The organism is Helicobacter sp. CLO-3, from assembly GCF_001854545.1.
In the GTDB taxonomy this organism is placed as follows: Bacteria; Campylobacterota; Campylobacteria; order Campylobacterales; family Helicobacteraceae; genus Helicobacter_B.
In genome coordinates this window covers 1-18,992 of sequence record NZ_MLQN01000034.1, presented here as the reverse complement: position 1 = coordinate 18,992, position 18,992 = coordinate 1, and the positions used below count along the sequence as shown (strand labels likewise).

General features: G+C 46.2%; 16 protein-coding genes and 1 tRNA gene. 9 read left to right on the top strand and 8 right to left on the bottom strand.

Translation table 11 applies throughout. From position 1 onward, the window contains the following. Positions 1-122: 122 nt before the first annotated feature. The 6 genes from BKN38_RS08490 to BKN38_RS08465 all read right to left on the bottom strand — a co-directional run bounded on the left by BKN38_RS08490 (position 123) and on the right by BKN38_RS08465 (position 7,139). Positions 123-1,181 (bottom strand): polyphenol oxidase family protein, encoded by a 1,059-nt coding sequence (locus BKN38_RS08490; protein WP_066453239.1) that lies wholly within the window; start codon positions 1,179-1,181, stop codon positions 123-125. Positions 1,182-1,929: 748 nt separating this feature from the next. After that, positions 1,930-2,006: transfer RNA gene (locus tag BKN38_RS08485), tRNA-Ile, on the bottom strand. A gap of 145 nt (positions 2,007-2,151) precedes the next feature. Next, positions 2,152-3,273 carry an FtsW/RodA/SpoVE family cell cycle protein gene (locus BKN38_RS08480; RefSeq protein ID WP_082942591.1) on the bottom strand — a complete coding sequence of 374 codons (1,122 nt, stop codon included), beginning with the start codon at positions 3,271-3,273 and terminating at the stop codon, positions 2,152-2,154. A gap of 318 nt (positions 3,274-3,591) precedes the next feature. Beyond that, on the bottom strand, positions 3,592-5,025 hold the full coding sequence (locus tag BKN38_RS08475) for an SAM-dependent methyltransferase (RefSeq protein ID WP_066456530.1): 1,434 nt from the start codon (positions 5,023-5,025) through the stop codon (positions 3,592-3,594). A gap of 8 nt (positions 5,026-5,033) precedes the next feature. After that, complete coding sequence (locus tag BKN38_RS08470; RefSeq protein ID WP_143000263.1) at positions 5,034-6,002, bottom strand: hypothetical protein; 969 nt, start codon at positions 6,000-6,002, stop codon at positions 5,034-5,036. 96 nt (positions 6,003-6,098) lie between these two features. Further along, complete coding sequence (locus BKN38_RS08465) at positions 6,099-7,139, bottom strand: ABC transporter permease subunit (RefSeq protein ID WP_066456535.1); 1,041 nt, start codon at positions 7,137-7,139, stop codon at positions 6,099-6,101. 472 nt (positions 7,140-7,611) lie between these two features. Between BKN38_RS08465 and BKN38_RS08460 the strand changes: the two genes are divergently transcribed. The 8 genes from BKN38_RS08460 (at position 7,612) to radA (ending at position 16,913) form a co-directional block, all read left to right on the top strand. After that, a complete protein-coding gene (locus tag BKN38_RS08460) occupies positions 7,612-9,201 on the top strand; it encodes an inorganic phosphate transporter (protein ID WP_066456537.1) in 1,590 nt (529 codons plus the stop codon). A 70-nt stretch (positions 9,202-9,271) separates the two neighbouring features. Further along, positions 9,272-10,612 carry a hemolysin family protein gene (locus tag BKN38_RS08455; RefSeq protein WP_066456539.1) on the top strand — a complete coding sequence of 447 codons (1,341 nt, stop codon included), beginning with the start codon at positions 9,272-9,274 and terminating at the stop codon, positions 10,610-10,612. A 15-nt stretch (positions 10,613-10,627) separates the two neighbouring features. Then, the gene (locus BKN38_RS08450; RefSeq protein WP_070957791.1) at positions 10,628-11,866 is read left to right on the top strand and encodes a 5-formyltetrahydrofolate cyclo-ligase; all 1,239 of its coding nucleotides are present in this window, start codon (positions 10,628-10,630) and stop codon (positions 11,864-11,866) included. Then, entirely contained in the window at positions 11,796-13,367 is a 1,572-nt protein-coding gene (rny, locus tag BKN38_RS08445; RefSeq protein ID WP_066456544.1) for a ribonuclease Y, read from the top strand. Before BKN38_RS08450 ends, rny begins: the two co-directional genes overlap by 71 nt. Before the next feature lie 2 nt (positions 13,368-13,369). Beyond that, positions 13,370-13,495: a hypothetical protein gene (locus tag BKN38_RS12060; RefSeq protein ID WP_256325579.1), complete on the top strand. Its 126-nt coding sequence runs from the start codon at positions 13,370-13,372 to the stop codon at positions 13,493-13,495. Beyond that, the gene (locus tag BKN38_RS08440) at positions 13,496-14,455 is read left to right on the top strand and encodes a hypothetical protein (RefSeq protein ID WP_066456549.1); all 960 of its coding nucleotides are present in this window, start codon (positions 13,496-13,498) and stop codon (positions 14,453-14,455) included. It abuts the gene before it with no gap. 9 nt (positions 14,456-14,464) lie between these two features. Continuing rightward, entirely contained in the window at positions 14,465-15,415 is a 951-nt protein-coding gene (gene ftsY, locus BKN38_RS08435; RefSeq protein WP_066456550.1) for a signal recognition particle-docking protein FtsY, read from the top strand. Between the two features lie 148 nt (positions 15,416-15,563). Then, entirely contained in the window at positions 15,564-16,913 is a 1,350-nt protein-coding gene (gene radA / locus BKN38_RS08430; protein WP_066456552.1) for a DNA repair protein RadA, read from the top strand. 29 nt (positions 16,914-16,942) lie between these two features. Here the strand turns inward: radA and BKN38_RS08425 are convergent, their stop codons facing one another. Beyond that, positions 16,943-17,143 carry a hypothetical protein gene (locus BKN38_RS08425; protein WP_066456554.1) on the bottom strand — a complete coding sequence of 67 codons (201 nt, stop codon included), beginning with the start codon at positions 17,141-17,143 and terminating at the stop codon, positions 16,943-16,945. After that, the gene (locus BKN38_RS08420) at positions 17,136-17,522 is read right to left on the bottom strand and encodes a hypothetical protein (RefSeq protein WP_066456557.1); all 387 of its coding nucleotides are present in this window, start codon (positions 17,520-17,522) and stop codon (positions 17,136-17,138) included. Before BKN38_RS08420 ends, BKN38_RS08425 begins: the two co-directional genes overlap by 8 nt. 236 nt (positions 17,523-17,758) lie before the next feature. Between BKN38_RS08420 and BKN38_RS08415 the strand changes: the two genes are divergently transcribed. Beyond that, a complete protein-coding gene (locus BKN38_RS08415; protein WP_066456558.1) occupies positions 17,759-18,721 on the top strand; it encodes a UDP-glucuronic acid decarboxylase family protein in 963 nt (320 codons plus the stop codon). The last annotated feature ends 271 nt before the right edge of the window (positions 18,722-18,992 follow it).

The following is an 18,992-nucleotide window of genomic DNA, read 5'->3' as shown; positions in this document are numbered from 1 at the left end:
CCGCGCCCGCGACAGATGCGAATAAGAGACAGCCCTTACCCCTGTCAGCCTTTCAAGGTGCCGCACTTCGTGTGAAGATTTTATTTAACTGAAAATTTGCAAGCAAATTTTAAAATCCCAAACTAACAAACTAGGCTTACAAACAATCCAAAGCGTCCGGTTTGTGCGGTAGTGCTGCGTGTGGATTTCACGTTGTTTTGGCTAGAATCTGGATTTTTAGAATCTAAGTTTAGGCTTTTTTGACTAGATTCTGCTTTGGGTGCGCTGTTTTGGTTTGCTTCTAAGCTTGCGCGGCGATAGGAGAAAAGGTCGCTTTCACAGCAGCTGCACGCGTCCAAAACCTCGATATTTTCGCGCTTTATACCGATGCTTTCGCACTCATGGCAAATCATCGCGATGAGATCTAGCGTGCGCCTGGCGCCATTTGCGCGGATAAACTGCGCGCCAAAATCCCACGCGATGCGCGATACCAGCGGCTCTTGTATCTCATAGCAGCACGCGCGGATGGACGCGCCCACAAACACCGACAAATCGCTAGCCTTAGAGCCGCGCGAGATAAGGCGCGTAGCCGCGTGCGTGATGATGCGCGCGCACACGCCCGCGCGCCCAGCGTGCAAAAGCGCGAAAATCCTGCGCTTTGGGTCAAACACCAGCACCGGATTGCAGTCCGCCACCACGCAAAGCGCGACAAAAGCGGGGTCATCGCAGATGATGCCATCGCCTTTGCCTAGTGGCGCGCGGAATGTAGAGCAAAAGGTTGGTGTGGCGTTTGGCATTTGCGCGCTTGGTGTTTGGCTGTTTGACATTTGCGCGTCTAACGCTTGGATATTTGGCGCGTCAAAAATGATATTTGAGTGGATTTGCTCACACCACAGCAAGCTTTTGTGCGGAAAATATCGGCGCAGGATTTTAGCGCGATTTTTAGCGACAGCGGCGCGGCAATCGCCCACATTGTAGGCTAGATTTAGGCTCTCAAAGGGCGCTTGGCTAAAGCCTCCATGTCGCGAGGTAAGCACGAAGCGAATGCCAGAACCTGCAAATAACGCGCTCTGCGCGCTGGTGTAAAAAACGCTAGAATCCGCGCCAAAATCGCTAGAATCTATACTAAGCTCTCTGCAATCGTGGCTAGATTCTGGCGTTTGGCTGGATTTTGGTGCGGATGGGAAGCTAGATTCTGGCATTTTGTCCCTTGTGTTTGCGCTGGCGCGAGGTTAAATATCTAGCAATTTTACCACAAAGCAGAAGGGGTTATCGAATCCAAAAGCAGCAGAATCTAAAAAGTGAGATAAAAACAGCGATACCAATCACGCGCGCAAAATCGCTACCGCGCGAGAGTATCGCTGCCAAAGGAGCCTCGAAAAAGTCTGTGTCCGTATCCAAAGTGCCTCTATTTCAGGGGGTAAATAGAGGCGAGCGAATTATATAGACTAAAAGTTAATAAATAATTTTTATCAACTAATTATTTTTATCAAAAGTGAGATGGTGGAATCCAAAGCGCGCAATATAGGGCAATGGCGATGAAAAATATCGCCAAAAATGCAATATAAAATCTAGCACAAATTGAGCACTGATAAAAGCGGATAAACGCAAAAGTGTCAAAAACAAACCAAAAAGCTAAGCCAAAAGCCAAGCCAAAAGTGTGAGATAAAAAGCGTAAAATAAGAAGCAAAATGACAAAAAGCCGCCACGACAAAAAGCAAAGGCAGAATCTAAAAGTTAAAATAAGCACAACAAAAACCCAAAATAAAACCAAAGTCCAAAAAACCACAAATAAAAAATCCAAAAAAATTCAAAGCGAGAAAATCACAAGCAAGAAATGCAAAAGCAAACCAAAAAATTAGAAAAATAAAAAGTCAGAAAAACCAAAAGAGAATCAAAGATAAAAAGCTAGCAAAAGAAGTAAAAACTAAAAAGAGGTAAAAACCAAAATGGTGGATCTTGTAGGATTTGAACCTACGACCAATCGGTTATGAGCCGAGTGCTCTGACCAGCTGAGCTAAAGATCCATGATGTAAAAACGCCAAGCGCAAAGCTAGCGCGACTAATACAAAACAAAACCGCCAAATCCAATGCGCTTAAAAAACGCGCCAAAAAAGCACGATGCAAAAGCACAAAAACGCTCGCCAAACCCGCCAAAATAGCGCGCTTTAGCTACCTTTTGCGTCTAGGATTCCGCAATATCGCCTTAAAAGGATTGGGATTATAGCTAAAATTGAAGCGAAACGCAAGAAGATTTTCCAATATTCCAAACAGCACCATAAAAGTGATAAAGCTACTGCCCCCATAGCTAAACAGCGGCAGCGGTATCCCAACCACAGGTGCCAGCCCTATCGTCATCCCGATATTCACCGACACATAAAAAAACAGCAATAGCGCAATAGCGCACGACATCGTCCGCAGGCGGTAATCTTTGGGATCGATAAGCGAAAACGACAAAACATGCAAGGTCAAAAAGCAATAAAGCGCGATAAGCGCCACCCCGCCCAAAAATCCATACCGCTCCGAAAAATACGCAAAGATAAAATCACTAGTCGCGATAGGGAGGAATTTTAGCCTTGTTTGTGTGGATTCTTCCTTTTTTTTGCCAAGCAGCCCGCCAGAGCCTATGGTGATGATAGACTGCTGCACATGGTAGCTTGGTTTCTCGGCGATAAAATCATGTATGCGCTTGATTTGATACTCTTTCAAAGAGCCATAAATGAGTGGCGATGCCACCAAAACGCCAGCGATGATAGCCACCCAGATTTTGTAATTCACCCCTATCAAAAAAAGCGTGCCAAAGCCCACAAAAAGCACTACCAAAGCCGTGCCAAGATCGGGTTGCTTTAGTATCAGCACAAAAGGCAGCAAAATATAAAAGCTAAGCGTAGCAAACTGCTTGATGCCATAGCCACCGGGCGGTGGGGGGTTGTTATGTATGTGAAGCCCTAGGAGCAGGATGATAGCGATTTTCACCGGCTCGCTAGGCTGGATGGAAAATGAGCCTATCATTATCCAGCGCTGCGCGCCAAGCTGCTTCGTCCCGATAAAATACACGAGTATCAAAAGCACGATGCAAAGCCAATAAAAAATGACTATGGATTTGTTTAGCCGACGAATGGGGACAAAAAACGCCACCAAAAACGCCACAAATCCAAGCAAAATGTAAATCGTCTGCTTTAGATTCTGCGTGACGCTCGCCTCGCCGATGAGAAAATACGAAAGCGCGATGATAGGCACGATAAGCAGGGGCAAAAGCAAGTCAAAATGTATCAGAATCCGCCTATCTATCATACTGCTTCCTCTACGCTTTTAGTGGTGCTTGCGCTTGTTGTGTCGCCTCGTTTTGCTGCTTTGAGCTTGCTATTTTTGCTTGCTTTCTTGCTTGTTGCCTCTTGCTTCTGCCTGTCGTTTGCCGCCCCTCACTCGTTGCTTACGCTTTTTGTGTGCGCTTTGCCTTTTGCGCGTTGCTTTTGCTCCACGCTTGCGTTATCTTGGCGCTTATTGTTGGCGCGAATTTTAACACAAAGGCGCGCTTTTAGCAAGATTTTGCATTTTATTTGTAATATGTTTTGTGTTTTATGCGCCAAACTTTTGCTAGATTTACTTTTGCTATTTACTACCGAAGCAAATGCCTACAAATCGCTCGCCAAGGCTTCCGCCGATGAGTGATAATGCGCGCCTTGCCTCGTATGCGTAACTCCTAGAATCCGCGTATTGCCTGTATGATTCTAGTAGCTCTGTGATGCCAAAATCAATAAGCAGCGCATCAAGCCGCCCTTGCAAAATCGCTTTCGCACCTCGCGCTTCAAACAGCGCACAAAGCAGGCGAAAATCCACATCATAAGTCAAATCCACCTTGCCAAAAAGCGCGCCTAGATTCTCGCTGATATCGCCAAAATCTAACGCTTGATGCCTGCTATACCCGCGCAGAGTAAGCCTGCCACGCGCGCCAAAATCACCATAATCAAAGCTCAAAAATCGCCATGCAAGAAATTGGCTAGCAAACGCGCAAATCTCATCCACAAAATCACGCCAGCCAAGCGGAATCTCGCCCTCATCTATGCTATGCGCGCGTGCAAAATCCAAAATCTCGCGCGCTTTTTGTGATGCAGTTTGTGCGCGCGTGGTGACAGAATCTGAAATAATGGAATCCAAAGCGCTGGGGTCTGAAATACTAGAAGCTAAAGTGCTGTAGCCCAAAATACCAGAATCTAAAACTTTAGATTCTGCCTTTTTTGTCGCCAAAGCAGAATCCACTTTGTTTAACGCTTCTATCTTTTCTATCTCATCGATTGTGCGCCAGATGATTGTATCGCGCGCGGATTCTGCGCTAGATTTTGCTTGAAACACATTTTTAGATTCTGCGCTAGATTCTGGCGTGCTTTTAGATTCTCGCACGCCGATAGATTCTCCGACAGATTCTCGCCTGACAAACGCAACTTTATCCCCGCGCACCAGCTCGCAGGCAAACGCATCAAAAAGCTCATTGCTTACAAAAAATATGCTGGCGTTAGCGGCACCACCAGCACCACAAGCGCAAACATCATTAGCACTAGCGATTTTCCCACCACTTACCACATCCTTCAGCCTCTCTGCCACGCGGATTTTATGCCCTTTTGCAGAGATATTGGCAAGCTGTCGCGCGCGCATACTCGCCAAAGGCTCAATGATGACAAACTCGCAATGCTCCACCACCCCCTCACTCAAAGCGCCCAAAAACTCATAAATATCGCTTATCAGCCGCCCTTCATGCGCGCCTATCTCCACCACATACAGCGGCAGTGTCAGCTCATCGCGCTCTAGCATATCTAGCACATACCTAGCGATACTCGCGCCAAAAAACCTAGACACGCTCACCGCAGTATAAAAATCGCCCTCTTTGCCTATATCTGCGCTATGGTAGTAGCCTTTGAAGCCTGCACGATTGCTTTTAGATCCTGCACTTTCATCGCACCCATGCCTAGATTCTGCATCGCGCCTGCGTTTGGATTCTGCATCGCCATACAGCCACGCATGCATATAATCGCCAAAAAACCATTCCAAAACGCGCCCTAGAATCTATACATATAATTTATCCCCGAGCGGATATGATCAAAGCCCTGCGGGATATAGAAGCTCTCTTGGTTGGATTCTATCTTTAGCTTGGAGAAAAGTGGCATCGCAATAATATACTCAATATAATGCCTATAGCGAATCTCCACGCCCACGCCCACTTGTGGGGAAATCTCGCCGATAAGCATATTGGTGCTGTCCTTTTTGTAGTAGGCATTGGCATATTCCGCGCCCAAAATACTATTCCACGACACCACCTCGCCACGATAAAACGACCACTCCCACACCAGCTTCGCGCCGTATTTTAGCCCATGTATCCTATCTAGATTCTCGCTCTCCCCCTCGCCATAAAGGCAGATGTTAGAATAGCCGAGATTAAACATATAGCGGAGGGTGTTGCGCTTAGTCATGCGATAGATTCCGCCTATCATAGCGAGTATGCTAGAATCTGTCGCGCGCAGTTTTTGCGGGAGGGATTGCCCTATTTCAGAGGGGATGGTGACTTTGGCTTCTTGGTATTTCACTATCCTATCGCCGCCAAAAAAGCCAAATCCAAGCGTCAAAGCATGCCTTTTGACAAGGGCGGAATTGATAGAGATGGTGTTTTTTGGCTTGGTGGGCGCTGGTGTGGCTGGCGTGGCGGGCGTGGCGGATTCTGCTGGCGCGGTTAGTGTGGCTGATGTGGTTGGCGCGGATTCTGCGCTAGATTCTGCGCTACCAGATTCTGCATCCAAACCGCCAGTATCAGAATCTAGCATCTTATCCACGCTAGAGCTCACGCGCGAGGCATCGCTAGAAGCATTTGAGGTATCATTAGAAGCGACGCGCAAAAAGCTATTAGAAGCATTTGAAGCGCTATTATATCTGCTGCTAGATTCTGCTTTGGCGCAAACAAGCGCGCCACAAAGCACCAAAGATACAGCAAACAAACAGCCTCTATCTATCCGCATATAGCGTGTGTTTATCAAACCCACCACCTAGCCTTTCAAAATATCGCCACGCAAAAGCGCGCCAAAATTGACGCATTGTATCCAAAAAACGATTTTTTCTAGCTTATCGCTAGCTTACTGCGCATCAAAATGAATCCTCGGATCAACAATCGTATAAATAATATCGCTGATAATGCCTACAAGCAGGCTCAAAAGCGTGAAAATATACAGCGTGCCAAACACCACCGGATAATCACGCGCCAAAATACTCTCATACCCCAAAAGCCCAAGCCCATCAAGACTAAAAATAATCTCTATCATAAGACTTCCGCTGATAAAAATCCCCAAAAACGCGCTCGGAAAAGATGCGATGACTAAAAGCATGGCATTGCGAAAGATGTGTTTATACAGCACGCGATTTTCACTAGCACCTTTTGCATACGCGCACAGCACATAAAGCTTATGCATCTCTTCTAGGAAGGAGTTTTTGCTAAGAAGTGTGAGCCACGCAAAACCACCAAGTGAAAGGCAAAGCACGGGCAGTGTGATATGCCAAAGATAATCTAGCATTTTGCCAAAAAGACTAAGTGAGTCAAAATCATCGCTCGTAAGCCCACGCAGCGGGAAAATATGCCAAGTGCTAGCAAAAAGCACGATAAATGCGATGCCAAACAAAAACGCCGGCACTGCGTTACACACGACAATCACAAGCGATGAAGCAGAATCTAAAAACGAGCCGCTTTTGCGTGCTTTGTAGATTCCAAGAGGAATGGAGATGAGATAGATAAGCAGCGTGCTAAAAAGCCCTAGACTTATAGACACCGGCAGCTTCTCTAGCACCAAATCCCACACGCCAATCTTGCGATAATAACTCTCGCCCAAATCAAACACGACATAAGACTTCAGCAGTATGAAAAATCGCTCAAATATGCCTTTGTCAAAGCCATATTGCCTTTTTAGCTCCTCGATGAGATCATCTGGCAGTCCGCGGCTGGCTTTGTAGTCGCTGCTTTTGATGCCTGCACTTGATTCTGCATGCGCGCTCATCTCTAGCTTGCTCGTGATGTATTCTACCGGACCGCCGGGGGAGAGCTGGATGATGAAAAAATTTAGCGCGATGATGCCAAAAAGTGTCGGAATGACAAGCAGCAAACGCCTAGAAATATAAGCAAGCATTGGAATCCTTTGGATTTTGGATTGAAATTGTTTTTTGGTATTTGGTCATAATTCTGTTTTTTGCTTTTTAGTATTCTACCAAGTTTATTTATCAAAATTAAAAAGTAAGCGCAAAATATAGATTATGTAGTTTTTGATATAGTTTAATTATGTCTTATCGGATTTGGCAATTTTGTAAAAACGAGCGTGCAGTGCTAGAGATACGGTGTTTGCGATATGTATAGCAAGCATGGGTAAAAAAGATTTGCGATATGTGAAACAAGTGCTGGTAAAAAAGATTTGCGATATGCAAAGCAAATGCTGGCACAAAATGTTTATGGCACATGAAGTAAGCATTGACAAAAAAAGTTTGTGGCATGTATAGCAAGCATGGGTAAAAAAGTTTGATAATTCTTGATAATTTCTTTATAGATAATTTGTAATTTTTGACTACTCTATAAAGTCAAAATTAAAAACAAAAAGGCGAGGCTGCATGGATATCAAAGATATCAACAAAATCCAAAAAGGCGTCAATAAAAAAGACAATCAGATAGAGCGCATTAAAATCGGCGTGGTTATGTTTTTTATGGTTGCTATCGCGATTATTGCTATACAATTTGGCGGAAGCCAGCAGCCTATTTTGCTGGCGTTTGCTACGCTTTTTGGCGGATATATGGCGATGAATATCGGCGCAAACGATGTCGCAAACAATGTCGGACCAGCCGTAGGCTCGCAAGCTATCACGCTGACTGGCGCTATCATCATCGCTGCGATTTGCGAGGCTGGCGGGGCGATTTTGGCAGGTGGCGATGTCGTCAATACCATAAAATCAGACATCATCGATCCGCACAAAATCGACAATCCGCAGATTTTCCTATTTATCATGCTAGCTACGCTTATTTCTGGGGCTATTTGGGTGCATTTGGCTACTATTTTGCGCGCACCTGTTTCTACCACACATTCTATCGTGGGCGGCGTGCTGGGTGCTGGCATCGCAGCTGGGGGCTTAGGCGTGGCGAATTGGTGGGTGCTTGGCGGGATCGCTTCTAGCTGGGTGCTCTCCCCTGTGCTTGGCGGGGTTATTGCTGTGCTATTTTTGATATTTATCAAGCGCACCATCACTTACAAACAAGACAAAAAAGAAGCCGCCAAAAAAATCGTGCCGATATTGGTGTTTGTGATGGTGTGGGCGTTTGGCGTGTATTTGCTGCTAAAAGGATTTTCTAAGCTTTATTCATTTAGCGCGCTTCAAGCTATCCTCATCTCGCTAGCTGTGGCAGTGGTGTGCTATCTCATCACCACGCCTATGATTCGCAAAAAAGCCGCGCAACTAGAAAACACCAAAGAATCCATAAACACGCTTTTTACATTGCCGCTTATTTTTTCTGCGGCACTTTTGAGCTTCGCGCATGGCGCAAATGATGTCGCAAACGCGATAGGACCGCTAGCGGCGATTCATCAGGCATTATCAGAATCTATGGATGCAAGCGTTATAGATTCTGGCAAGGCTAGCGTGCCATTTTGGATAATGCTTATCGGAGGTGTGGGGATCTCGCTAGGGCTTGGGCTCTATGGTCCGCGCCTCATACGCACAGTAGGCAGCGAGATAACAGAGCTAGATAGGATGCGCGCGTTTTGTATCGCGATGAGCGCGGCGCTCACGGTGCTTTTGGCTAGTGCGCTTGGGCTTCCGGTGAGCTCGACGCATATCGCGATTGGCGCGGTGATTGGGGTTGGATTTTTGCGCGAGTATATCAAGGGGCGGTATTTTGAGATGTGCGAGCAAATCGTCAAAGCACACAAGGGCAAAGATCAAAAAACCGTAGAATCTTTCCTAAAAAGCTTCGCTAGAGCAAATGTCAAGCAAAAAAGCAAAATGCTAGAAATGCTAAAAAACAAAACGCAAGCTGATGATTTTGACCTAAGCAAAAAAGAGAAAAAAGAGCTCAAAAAGTTTTATAAACATGAGCTAGTAAAGCGCAGCGAGATAAATCGCATCGCGGCTTCTTGGATCATCACCGTGCCTGCTTCTGGGCTGCTTGGCGCGCTAGCATTTCTTATAATCAAAGGTGTTTTAGGGTAAATAAATTTTATGTTATAATCTGCGCTTTTTATCTTAAGGAGTAACATTGGACCCGTATCACTCGGTTATTATGCTATGTTTGGCATTGTTATTTGTATTACTAAATGCGTTTTTTGTCGTCGCAGAGTTTGCGATAGTGAAGGTGCGCCGCTCCAAGCTAGAAGAATTATCCAAAACCAACCAAACCGCTAAGCTCACCTTAAAAATCACCAAAAAATTGGATTCTTATCTAAGTGCCACGCAGCTTGGCATCACGCTTAGCTCGCTAGCACTTGGCTGGATAGGCGAGCCAGCGCTTGCGAAGCTTATCGCCATACCTTTTGAAAACATCTTGCCACAAGATTCTATCATCATCCATACCATAAGCATCGCTATTGCATTTACGCTTATTACGCTTTTTCATGTGGTGCTTGGTGAAATCGTGCCAAAATCCATAGCTATCGCTAAAACAGAAAAATCAGCCCTTCTCATCTCTTATCCGCTGTATTATTTTTCAGTGATTTTTTATCCTATTATCAAGCTTTTTGATATGCTGGCAAATTTCGTGCTTAGGCGCATCGGCATCCAGCCTGCTAGCGAGGAGGAAAACGCGCATTCTGAAGAGGAGCTAAAAATTATCGTGGGTGAGAGCCTTCGAGGTGGGTTTATCGACTCGCTGGAGGGTGAGATCATCAAAAACGCGGTGGATTTCTCCGAAACTATGGCAAAAGAGATAATGACGCCTAGAAAAGATATGGTCTGCCTTTATGCAGAATCTAGCTATGAGGAAAATCTAGCGATCGTCACGCAGACAAACTACACGCGCTACCCCTACTGCAAGGGCAACAAGGACAATATCATAGGCATGCTTCACATACGCGATTTGCTGATAAGCAGCACCAGCCAATGCGCCAAAAGCGCGCCAAACGCCGATAAAAGCGAGCAAGCGCCTATCGAGCTAGAGCAAATCATACGCAAAATGATAATCGTCCCAGAAACAGCGCTCATCTCTGACATCCTAAAAAGCATGAACAAAGAGCAAATCCACACCGCGCTCATCATCGATGAATACGGCGGGACGGCGGGGCTTTTGACTATGGAAGACATCATTGAAGAAATCGTGGGTGATATAAATGATGAGCATGACTTGAAAAATCAAGATTTTGTGCAGATAGATGCCACGACTTACGAGCTAAGCGGGATGCTGGATATGGAGAGCGTCGAGGAGCTTATGGAGGTGCATTTTGATGAGGGTTGCGAGCAGGTGACTATCGGCGGGTATGTGTTTAGCCTGCTTGGTAGGCTGCCGGTGGTGGGCGATGTGATAGAGGATGGGGAGCTGGAATTTAGGGTGCTGGAGATGGATGGTGCTAGAATCAAGCGGCTAAAAGTCAATAAAAAAGACTCTAGCAAAGCGCCTACAAACTCCTAAACGCTGCCAAATCCCATGCCAAAAGCGCAGAATAAAGCGGGCGAGAATGGGAATTTTGGCGAGCTAGATTTTGGCGGATTGGATTCTGGCGAGCTAGATTTTGGTGGATTGGATTCTGGCGAGCTAGATTTTGGTGGATTGGATTCTGGCGTTTTAGATTCTAGCGGGCTGGAATCTGCTAGCTTAGATTCTAAAATCAAAGAATCTATCGACTACAAAACTAGCGATTCAGATTCTGCTAGCCTAGAATCTAGTGCGCCAAATTTTGCCAAAAATATCAAAAATGCCAAATACCCCATATCAAAAATCTATGGCAAAGCGTTTGAAAACAAGCAAGAGTTTCGCCAAGCGTTTAAGCCCAAGCGCGCAAAATCCGCAGAATCTAAAATTATAGAATCTAAAATCGCAGAATCTAAAAATGATAAATCCCAAATCGCAGAATCCAGCCCTCCAGAATCCAAAATCATAAAATCCAAAAAACTAGAATCTACAAAAACAAATCGTGCCAAAGCAGAATCTAGTTTTTTAGATTCTAGCCCTTTAGATTCTGTCGCCAAAGAATCCAATCCAGAATCCAGCGCGGAATCCAATCCAGAATCCAAAAACGCGCGCGCGCAAAACACCACAAACACCACAAACACCACAAACACCACAAACACACCAGCCAAACGCCGCCAAAACGCCTACGCCAGCCGCACACTTTGCGCCTATATCGCAGCACTTATCAAGCGGCATCATTTCAAGCACATTGCACTTTTTTACCCTCTGCCACATGAGCCAGATATTTTGCCCCTGCTAAAAATGCTCAAAAAATCCAAAAACAAGCAAATTTTTCTGCCAACTATACGAGGTCTTAAGTTTAAAATGCTACCATATCGCTTGCCCTTAATAAAAAATCAATTAGGCATTTTTGAGCCGAGCTTTTCTCATTTGTATTGGCAAAAAGTCGATTTTGCGCTTATCCCAAGCCTAGGGATTGATAGAGCTTTTAGGCGTGTGGGTATGGGAAAGGGGATGTATGATCGCGTCTTTGGCGCGCGCAAACCCCAACCATACAAGGTTTTCACTAGTCAGAATCTAAACATCTCTACAAATATCATCACGCAAAATTTTGACATCTATGCACATGAATATGTAAGCTATGCATTTAGGGCGCGACATAGAATGACAAGAGGTTTTAATAATGTTGTTAATAATAGCCGCGTTTATCGGATTTGGAATCGTTGTAGGATTGAGCGTTTATCTAGTTTGTAGAAGAATCTTGTATTCAGATTCTAGCCACATCTTAGCCCAAGCAAACGCCAAGGCAAAAGCCATCGAGCTAGAAGCGCAAAATATGCTAAACAACGAGCAGCTAAAGCTAAAAGAGATGCGTATGGAGCTAGAGCAAAGCTACAAAGACAAAGCGCATCATCTAAGCGAGGAATACAAGCACAAAACACGCACGCTTGAGTGCAAAGAACAGCAGCTCAAAGACAAAATAAACGCCGAGCAGCGCGCACTCAAAGACCAAAAAGCCAGAATCTCGCACGAGCGCAATGATTTGCTTTTGCAAAAAGACACCCAACTAAAAATGCAAAAACAATATCTCGCCCTCATAGAAGAGCTAAACCACAAGCTAAGCCACTACACCGGGCTTACTAAGCAAGAAGCGAAAGATATTTTGCTAAAAAATCTAGAAGATGAGCTGATTGACGAAAAAGCGCATCTCATAAGGCGCTATGAAAAAGAAGCCAAAGAGCAAGCCTCAAAAGCGGCAAACTTCATCCTAGCTCAAGCCACCACGCGCTATGCGGGCGAGTTTGCAGCGGAGCGGCTTATCAATGTCGTGACGCTTCCGGATGATGATATGAAAGGCAGGATCATCGGCAAAGAAGGGCGCAATATCAAGGCACTTGAGATGATTAGCGGTGTGGATGTCATCATCGATGATACGCCCGCTACGATTATCCTAAGTAGCTTCAACCTCTACCGCCGCGCCATCGCGCTAAAGACGCTAAATCTGCTAATCGATGATGGCAGAATCCACCCCGCGCGCATCGAAGAAGTGTATAACCGCGTGGAGCAGGAAATGGAGCAAGAAATCCAAGAAGAAGGCAAAAGCGTGATTTTGGATTTGGGGCTTGATTATATGCATCCAGAGATTGTGAAACTCATCGGCAAGCTGCGCTATCGCGCGAGTTTCGGGCAAAACGCGCTGGGGCATTCTATCCAGACAGCAAATCTCGCTGGCATCATCGCCGCGCAACTTGGGGGCGATGAGAAGCTAGCAAAAAGAGCGGGGCTTTTGCATGACATCGGCAAAGCGCTCACAATCGAGCAAGGCGGGGGCGATCATGTGATGCTAGGCGCTGATATCTGCAAGCGCTACAAAGAGCATCCAGTCGTCATAAATGCTATCATGTCACATCATGGAAATGAGCCAATAGAGAGCGTAGAGGCAGCGGCGGTATGCGCGGCAGACACGCTATCTGCGGCGCGCCCGGGTGCTAGGCGAGAGGTGCTGGAGAGCTTCCTAACTCGCATGCAAGATCTTGAGCGCATAGCCACAGATAAGCTAGGCGTGAAGCAGGCATACGCGATAAATGCGGGGCGGGAGCTGCGCGTCATCGTGCAGGCAGATCTCGTGAATGACTCGCAAAGCATCGTGCTTGCCAAAGAAATCGCGGATGAGATACAAGCCACGCTAAATTATCCCGGCGAAGTAAAGGTAAGCGTGATACGCGAAGTGCGCGCGGTGGAGTTCGCGCATTAGGCGTGCTTGGCGTTTTTGGCGTGCTTGATGGGCTTGGCGGATTCTGTGGATTTTATGGATTTTATGCGCGCTTGGCGTGCTTGGTAGATTCTGGCTTGCGTGTGATTAGCTTAGTAAAGGAGTGGTGAATGACTGGCGCAAAAATGATCGATATAAAGCGATTTGATAGAGAAGGCAGCTTGGCAAAAGTTTCGACAAGAGGTTTGACAAAAAGTTTGATAGGAGGCTTGATAAAAGGCTTGGCAAAGACTTTAATAAATCGCGCGTTTTTTGGCGCGTGCGCTGTGCTTTTGGCAAGCTTTGCGCTAACTTTTAGCGGCTGCTTTGATAGCAAAAAAGAAGAGTCGCGCGCCTATACATTTAATGCAGCAAGCGGCGGGGCAAATGCAGCTAGCGGGGCAAATAGCGCGACTAGCAAAACTTACAGCATCGAAACCAAAGAAAAAGGGCTTATCATCAAGGCCAATAACAAAGAGCTAGATTCTGCGGTGTTTTTGGCATTTTTGGCGAAAGATTGCGATGCGTGCGATGCGTATTATGAGCATCTAAACCATTTGGCAAATAGCGATGATGTGGTGATTTTAGGCATTTTGGACGCACCGCTTAGCCAGCAAGAATTACAAGTTTTCAAAGCGCAAAAAAACATCGCTTTTGATGTGCTAAGCCCTGTGCTGAAAGCTAGCGCTGATTCTAGCGCGCCATTCCCGCAAAACCCACTGCTTTCACATCTGGCGCAAGAAAAATCCGCGCGAGAATCTATCAACGCCAATAACATCTTCGCCACCGATAGCGTAGCAAGCGCGGATTCTAGCGAAAATGCAAGCGCAGAATCTAGCGAAAACGCAAACATAGATTCTGGCGTGGATTCTGGCATAAATTCTAGCGCGACAAATGCGACAGATTCTATCGCACCAAACGCCAGCGCCACCGATACCACAAACGCCCCAACCACCCCAACCGCCGCCCGCTCTATCCGCGCACTGCCTTATTTTGTGCTTTATGATAAGCATCATAGATTCTACCAAGATTATGAGGGCATCGTGCCAGAGGAGATTTTCTCCAGCGACATCGCGCAAATCGCGCACTAGGGGCTTGCCATGCTAAAATTCCTCGCAAAAACCGCGCAAAATATCGCCTCGATACTCCACACCAAAACCGACAAAATCGACAAGGACGCGCTAGAAGAGGTGCTGATAGAATCCGATATCGACTATGATATCATCGAGTCCTTGCTGGATTCCCTGCCAAAATACGCCACGAGGGAGGCGCTAGAATCTAGATTCCAAGAGTTTTTCGCCAAGCTACCAAAGGCGCAAGAAAACACGGATTCTATGGATTCTAGCAACACAGATTTTACCATGCCTGCAAATGTAGAATCTAAAAGCGTAGATTCTAGCGCAAATTCCACCACCGCCACGCTCATCATCGGCGTAAATGGCGCGGGCAAAACCACCACCATCGCAAAGCTAGCCAAACTCTATCAGACGCAGGGCAAAAGCGTGCTTTTGGGTGCTGGCGACACATTCCGCGCGGCTGCCACGCAGCAGCTAAAGCTTTGGGGCGAGAAGCTTGGCATCCAAGTCATCTCCACGCAGCAAGGCGGCGATCCAAGCGCGCTTGCCTTTGACACGATACAATCAGGCATCGCCAAGCGCATAGATCGCGTCATCATCGACACCGCAGGGCGCCTCCACAACCAAACCAACCTCAAAAACGAGCTAGAAAAAATCCATAGAATCTGCCTCAAAGCCCTGCAAGGCAGGCACCTAGAAAAGCTACTGATAATCGATGGCACGCAGGGCTCTAGCGCGCTTACGCAGGCCAAATCATTTAGCGAGACTATCGATATAGATGGCGTCATCGTCACTAAGCTAGATGGCACGAGCAAAGGCGGCGTGATTTTTAGCATCATCCATGAGCTAGGCATCCCGGTGCGCTATCTGGGTATTGGCGAGCGCGAGGATGATCTTGTGGCATTTGACAAGGATGCGTATATACAGGGCTTGCTGGATTGTATTTTTGCCCCAAATGAAGCGACGCCAAACTAGAATCTAAAGACTAGAATCTAAAAGCGCAGAATCCAAAAGACTAGAATCCAACGCAAAAATTAAGCGCAGAATCCAAATCTAGATTCTAGCAATTTTCACAAGCACACCAAACAAAACCACTAAAACAACAAACCGCCAAAGGACAAAAATGGCAAAAAAACAAAGCCTCTTTGAATGCCAGCACTGCGGATACAGCACGACCAAATGGCTTGGCAAATGCCCAGAGTGCGGCAGCTGGGAGAGCCTCATCGAGCTAAACGACACGCAAAAAGCCATCCTAAAATCCCTAGACTCCCCCGCCAAATCCGCCCAAAAGCCCCTAGCCATCACTGAAGTGCAAGCGCAACAGCACACATTTTTTAGCTCTTTTCAGCAGGAGTTTGACTTGGTGCTAGGTGGTGGCATCGTGCCCGGCGGCTTGTATCTTATCGGTGGGAGTCCGGGTGTGGGTAAATCCACGCTGCTTTTGAAAGTCGCTGGCTCGCTTGCCAAAGCTGGCAAAAAGACGCTTTATGTGAGTGGTGAAGAGAGTGCTGGGCAGATCCGCCTGCGCGCAGAGCGGCTAGATAGCATGGATTCTCGCCTATTTTTGCTAAATGAGATAAACATCGATGACATCAAAGCCGCACTTTATAGCGATTCTTATGAGATTTGTATCATTGATTCTATACAGACGCTTTATGCGCCAGAAGTGTCCTCTGCGCCGGGCTCGGTGAGTCAGGTGCGCGAGATCACTTTCACGCTTATGCGCCTTGCCAAAGAGCGCAATATCGCAATTTTCATCATCGGGCATATCACCAAAGAAGGTGCAATCGCTGGTCCGCGTGTGCTTGAGCATATGGTGGATTGTGTGCTGTATTTTGAGGGCGATCCTAGCAAAGAACTTAGAATCCTGCGCGGGTTCAAAAACCGCTTTGGCACGACTAGCGAGATAGGGATATTTGAGATGAGTGCGCAGGGGCTAAATAGCGCGAAAAACGCTTCAAAGATGTTTTTCCAAAAGCGCGAGAGTGTATCTGGAAGCGCAGTGAGCGTGGTGCTGGAGGGCTCGCGCGCGCTTGTGATAGAGATACAAGCGCTTGTGAGTGAGAGCTATGGGAATCCGCGCCGCCAAAGCACAGGCTTTGAGTCAAACCGCCTAAATATGCTCCTAGCCCTTCTTGAGCGCAAGCTGGAGCTGCCGCTTGGGCGGTATGATGTGTTTGTCAATGTCGTGGGCGGGATAAAAATAAATGAGCCGGGCGCCGATCTAGCGGTGATCGCTAGCATCATCTCTAGCTTCCGCAACCGCCCGCTAAACGCCAGCACTGCCTTCATCGGCGAGGTGTCGCTCGTGGGCGATATACGCGAGGTCAGCAACATCGATATGCGCGTAAAAGAGCTGCAAAGCTATGGCTTTGACAAAGTCATACTCGCCAAAAAACCCACCGCCAAAACAAGCGGCAATATCAAATATTTCGAAGCCAATGAGGTAAGCAAAATACTTGAATGGATGTAGAATCTAGCAAGATTTGTTGATAAAAGATATTAAACTCCAATCTTTGCAAGCCCCCAAAGATATTTATCAAGTTCGCGATAAGAGACTTTTTGCAAACCAAAATATCCCATAAACTCATCAACAACACTCACAAAAAATTCATAGTTTTTTAGCTTTTCAAGAGAAAATGGGCTTGTGAATTTAAACGACTTATTAAACCAAGAAAGATGCTTTGCGACTATACTATGCATATATTGGAAATTTTTCCCTCTCATGCATGCTGCAATATTTACTAGCAAAAGAATAAAACCTCCTAGAGGCTTTTGAGCTTAACTCCTCGACCAGGCTCAAATCTCCAGCTTTAAGTCTTTTGTCAAAACTTTTTTCTTGGCTTACAAATCGCGCGAGATCAATTTTATCTTGATGATTTTTTATATTTGTGCTATAAAAATCATTCAAGGTAGTGATTTTGATCAGAACTTCACAAAAATCATTATTTTTTGGAAAACATTTGATGGGATACATCAAAGCTTCTTCTTCGTATCTATAATACCAAGTTAAACTTTTATGTTTTTTGTTATAGTCTTGGAATAGAGCCAAACTTGGCTTCTCAAATCTGTATTTTTCCACTTTTTGCCTTTAAAATCGTACCTAAAACGTTGCCATTAGTATATAGCTTCACCCCAAAAAATCTTGCTTAAATCACGATTAATTTGGTATGCTAGCTTGTACTATTGCCATAAAACAAGTGTGACTAACAAGATGATTTTGAGATATTTACGCTATAATTTTGACTTTGAATTGGCTTTGTGTAAAATGGATAAAATAGATCGAATAAAACCTAAACCACAAAAAAAAGGAAAAACATGTCAAAGCAAAATGGCTTAAGCAAGCGGATTCTGGTAACCGGCGGGGCGGGATTTCTAGGCTCGCATCTATGCGATCGATTGATAGAGCGCGGCGATGAGGTGCTATGCGTGGATAATCTTTTCACTGGTGCCAAGCGCAACATCGCCCACCTGCTAAGCCACCCGCGCTTTGAGTTTATGCGCCATGATGTGACATTCCCGCTGTATGTGGAGGTCGATGAGATTTACAACCTCGCGTGCCCGGCAAGCCCGGTGCATTATCAGTTTGACCCCGTGCAGACGACCAAAACCTCTGTGATGGGCGCGATAAATATGCTGGGGCTCGCCAAGCGCGTCAAAGCCAAAATCCTGCAAGCCTCCACCAGCGAAGTGTATGGCGACCCAGAGATACACCCGCAAGTAGAATCCTACAAAGGCAGCGTCAATCCAATCGGCATCCGCGCGTGCTATGATGAGGGCAAGCGCTGCGCGGAGACGCTGTTTTTTGACTACAAGCGCCAGCACAATCTGCGCATCAAAGTCATGCGGATATTTAACACCTATGGACCGCGCATGCACCCAAATGATGGGCGCGTGGTGAGTAATTTTGTCTTGCAGGCACTGCGCGGCGAGGACATCACGATTTATGGCGATGGCACGCAGACGAGGAGTTTTTGCTTCGTCGATGATCTCATCGCTGGGATGATGGCGCTTATGGATAGCAGCGATAGTTTCAGCGGACCGGTAAATATCGGGAATCCGCATGAATTTACCATGCTAGAGCTTGCAAATCTTTGCATAAAGCTTACTGGTTCAAGCTCCAAAATCGCCTTCCTCCCGCTGCCACAAGACGACCCCAAACAGCGTAAACCAGACATCAGCCTAGCAAAAGAAGAGCTAAACTGGACTCCAAAAATACAGCTAGAAGAGGGGCTAAAAAAGACGATAGAGTATTTTAGGGATTTTGTGGAGGGTTGCTAGGGGGTGCCAGATATTTTGGGTGTTTTGAGAGATTTTTGGGTATTTCTCTAGGGATTTTAGGGGATTTTTGGCGCTCGCACTTTGGGGGGGGGGGGGGTTTGAGGTTTTTGATAGGCCTTGATAGATTTTTGATGCTAGAAGCGTTTTTAGATTCTGCTATATTTTAGATATTAGATTCTATATTTTAGATTCTAGATTTCAAGGAGGCTAGATGCCAACATTCGCGCCCAAAACCTTATCAAAGCCTTGGGCTAGCCTGCTTGAAGCAGAA

Bases quoted from the DNA above. Each gene is read 5' to 3' on its own strand.
- BKN38_RS08460 (WP_066456537.1), top strand. From the start codon at position 7,612: ATGGATATCAAAGATATCAACAAAATCCAAAAAGGCGTCAATAAAAAA.
- radA (WP_066456552.1), top strand. From the start codon at position 15,564: ATGGCAAAAAAACAAAGCCTCTTTGAATGCCAGCACTGCGGATACAGC.
- BKN38_RS08450 (WP_070957791.1), top strand. From the start codon at position 10,628: ATGCCAAAAGCGCAGAATAAAGCGGGCGAGAATGGGAATTTTGGCGAG.
- BKN38_RS08455 (WP_066456539.1), top strand. From the start codon at position 9,272: ATGCTATGTTTGGCATTGTTATTTGTATTACTAAATGCGTTTTTTGTC.
- BKN38_RS08440 (WP_066456549.1), top strand. From the start codon at position 13,496: ATGACTGGCGCAAAAATGATCGATATAAAGCGATTTGATAGAGAAGGC.
- BKN38_RS08465 (WP_066456535.1), bottom strand. From the start codon at position 7,139: ATGCTTGCTTATATTTCTAGGCGTTTGCTGCTTGTCATTCCGACACTT.
- BKN38_RS08415 (WP_066456558.1), top strand. From the start codon at position 17,759: ATGTCAAAGCAAAATGGCTTAAGCAAGCGGATTCTGGTAACCGGCGGG.
- BKN38_RS08480 (WP_082942591.1), bottom strand. From the start codon at position 3,273: ATGATAGATAGGCGGATTCTGATACATTTTGACTTGCTTTTGCCCCTG.
- BKN38_RS08490 (WP_066453239.1), bottom strand. From the start codon at position 1,181: ATGCCAGAATCTAGCTTCCCATCCGCACCAAAATCCAGCCAAACGCCA.
- rny (WP_066456544.1), top strand. From the start codon at position 11,796: ATGTTGTTAATAATAGCCGCGTTTATCGGATTTGGAATCGTTGTAGGA.
- ftsY (WP_066456550.1), top strand. From the start codon at position 14,465: ATGCTAAAATTCCTCGCAAAAACCGCGCAAAATATCGCCTCGATACTC.
- BKN38_RS08425 (WP_066456554.1), bottom strand. From the start codon at position 17,143: ATGCATAGTATAGTCGCAAAGCATCTTTCTTGGTTTAATAAGTCGTTT.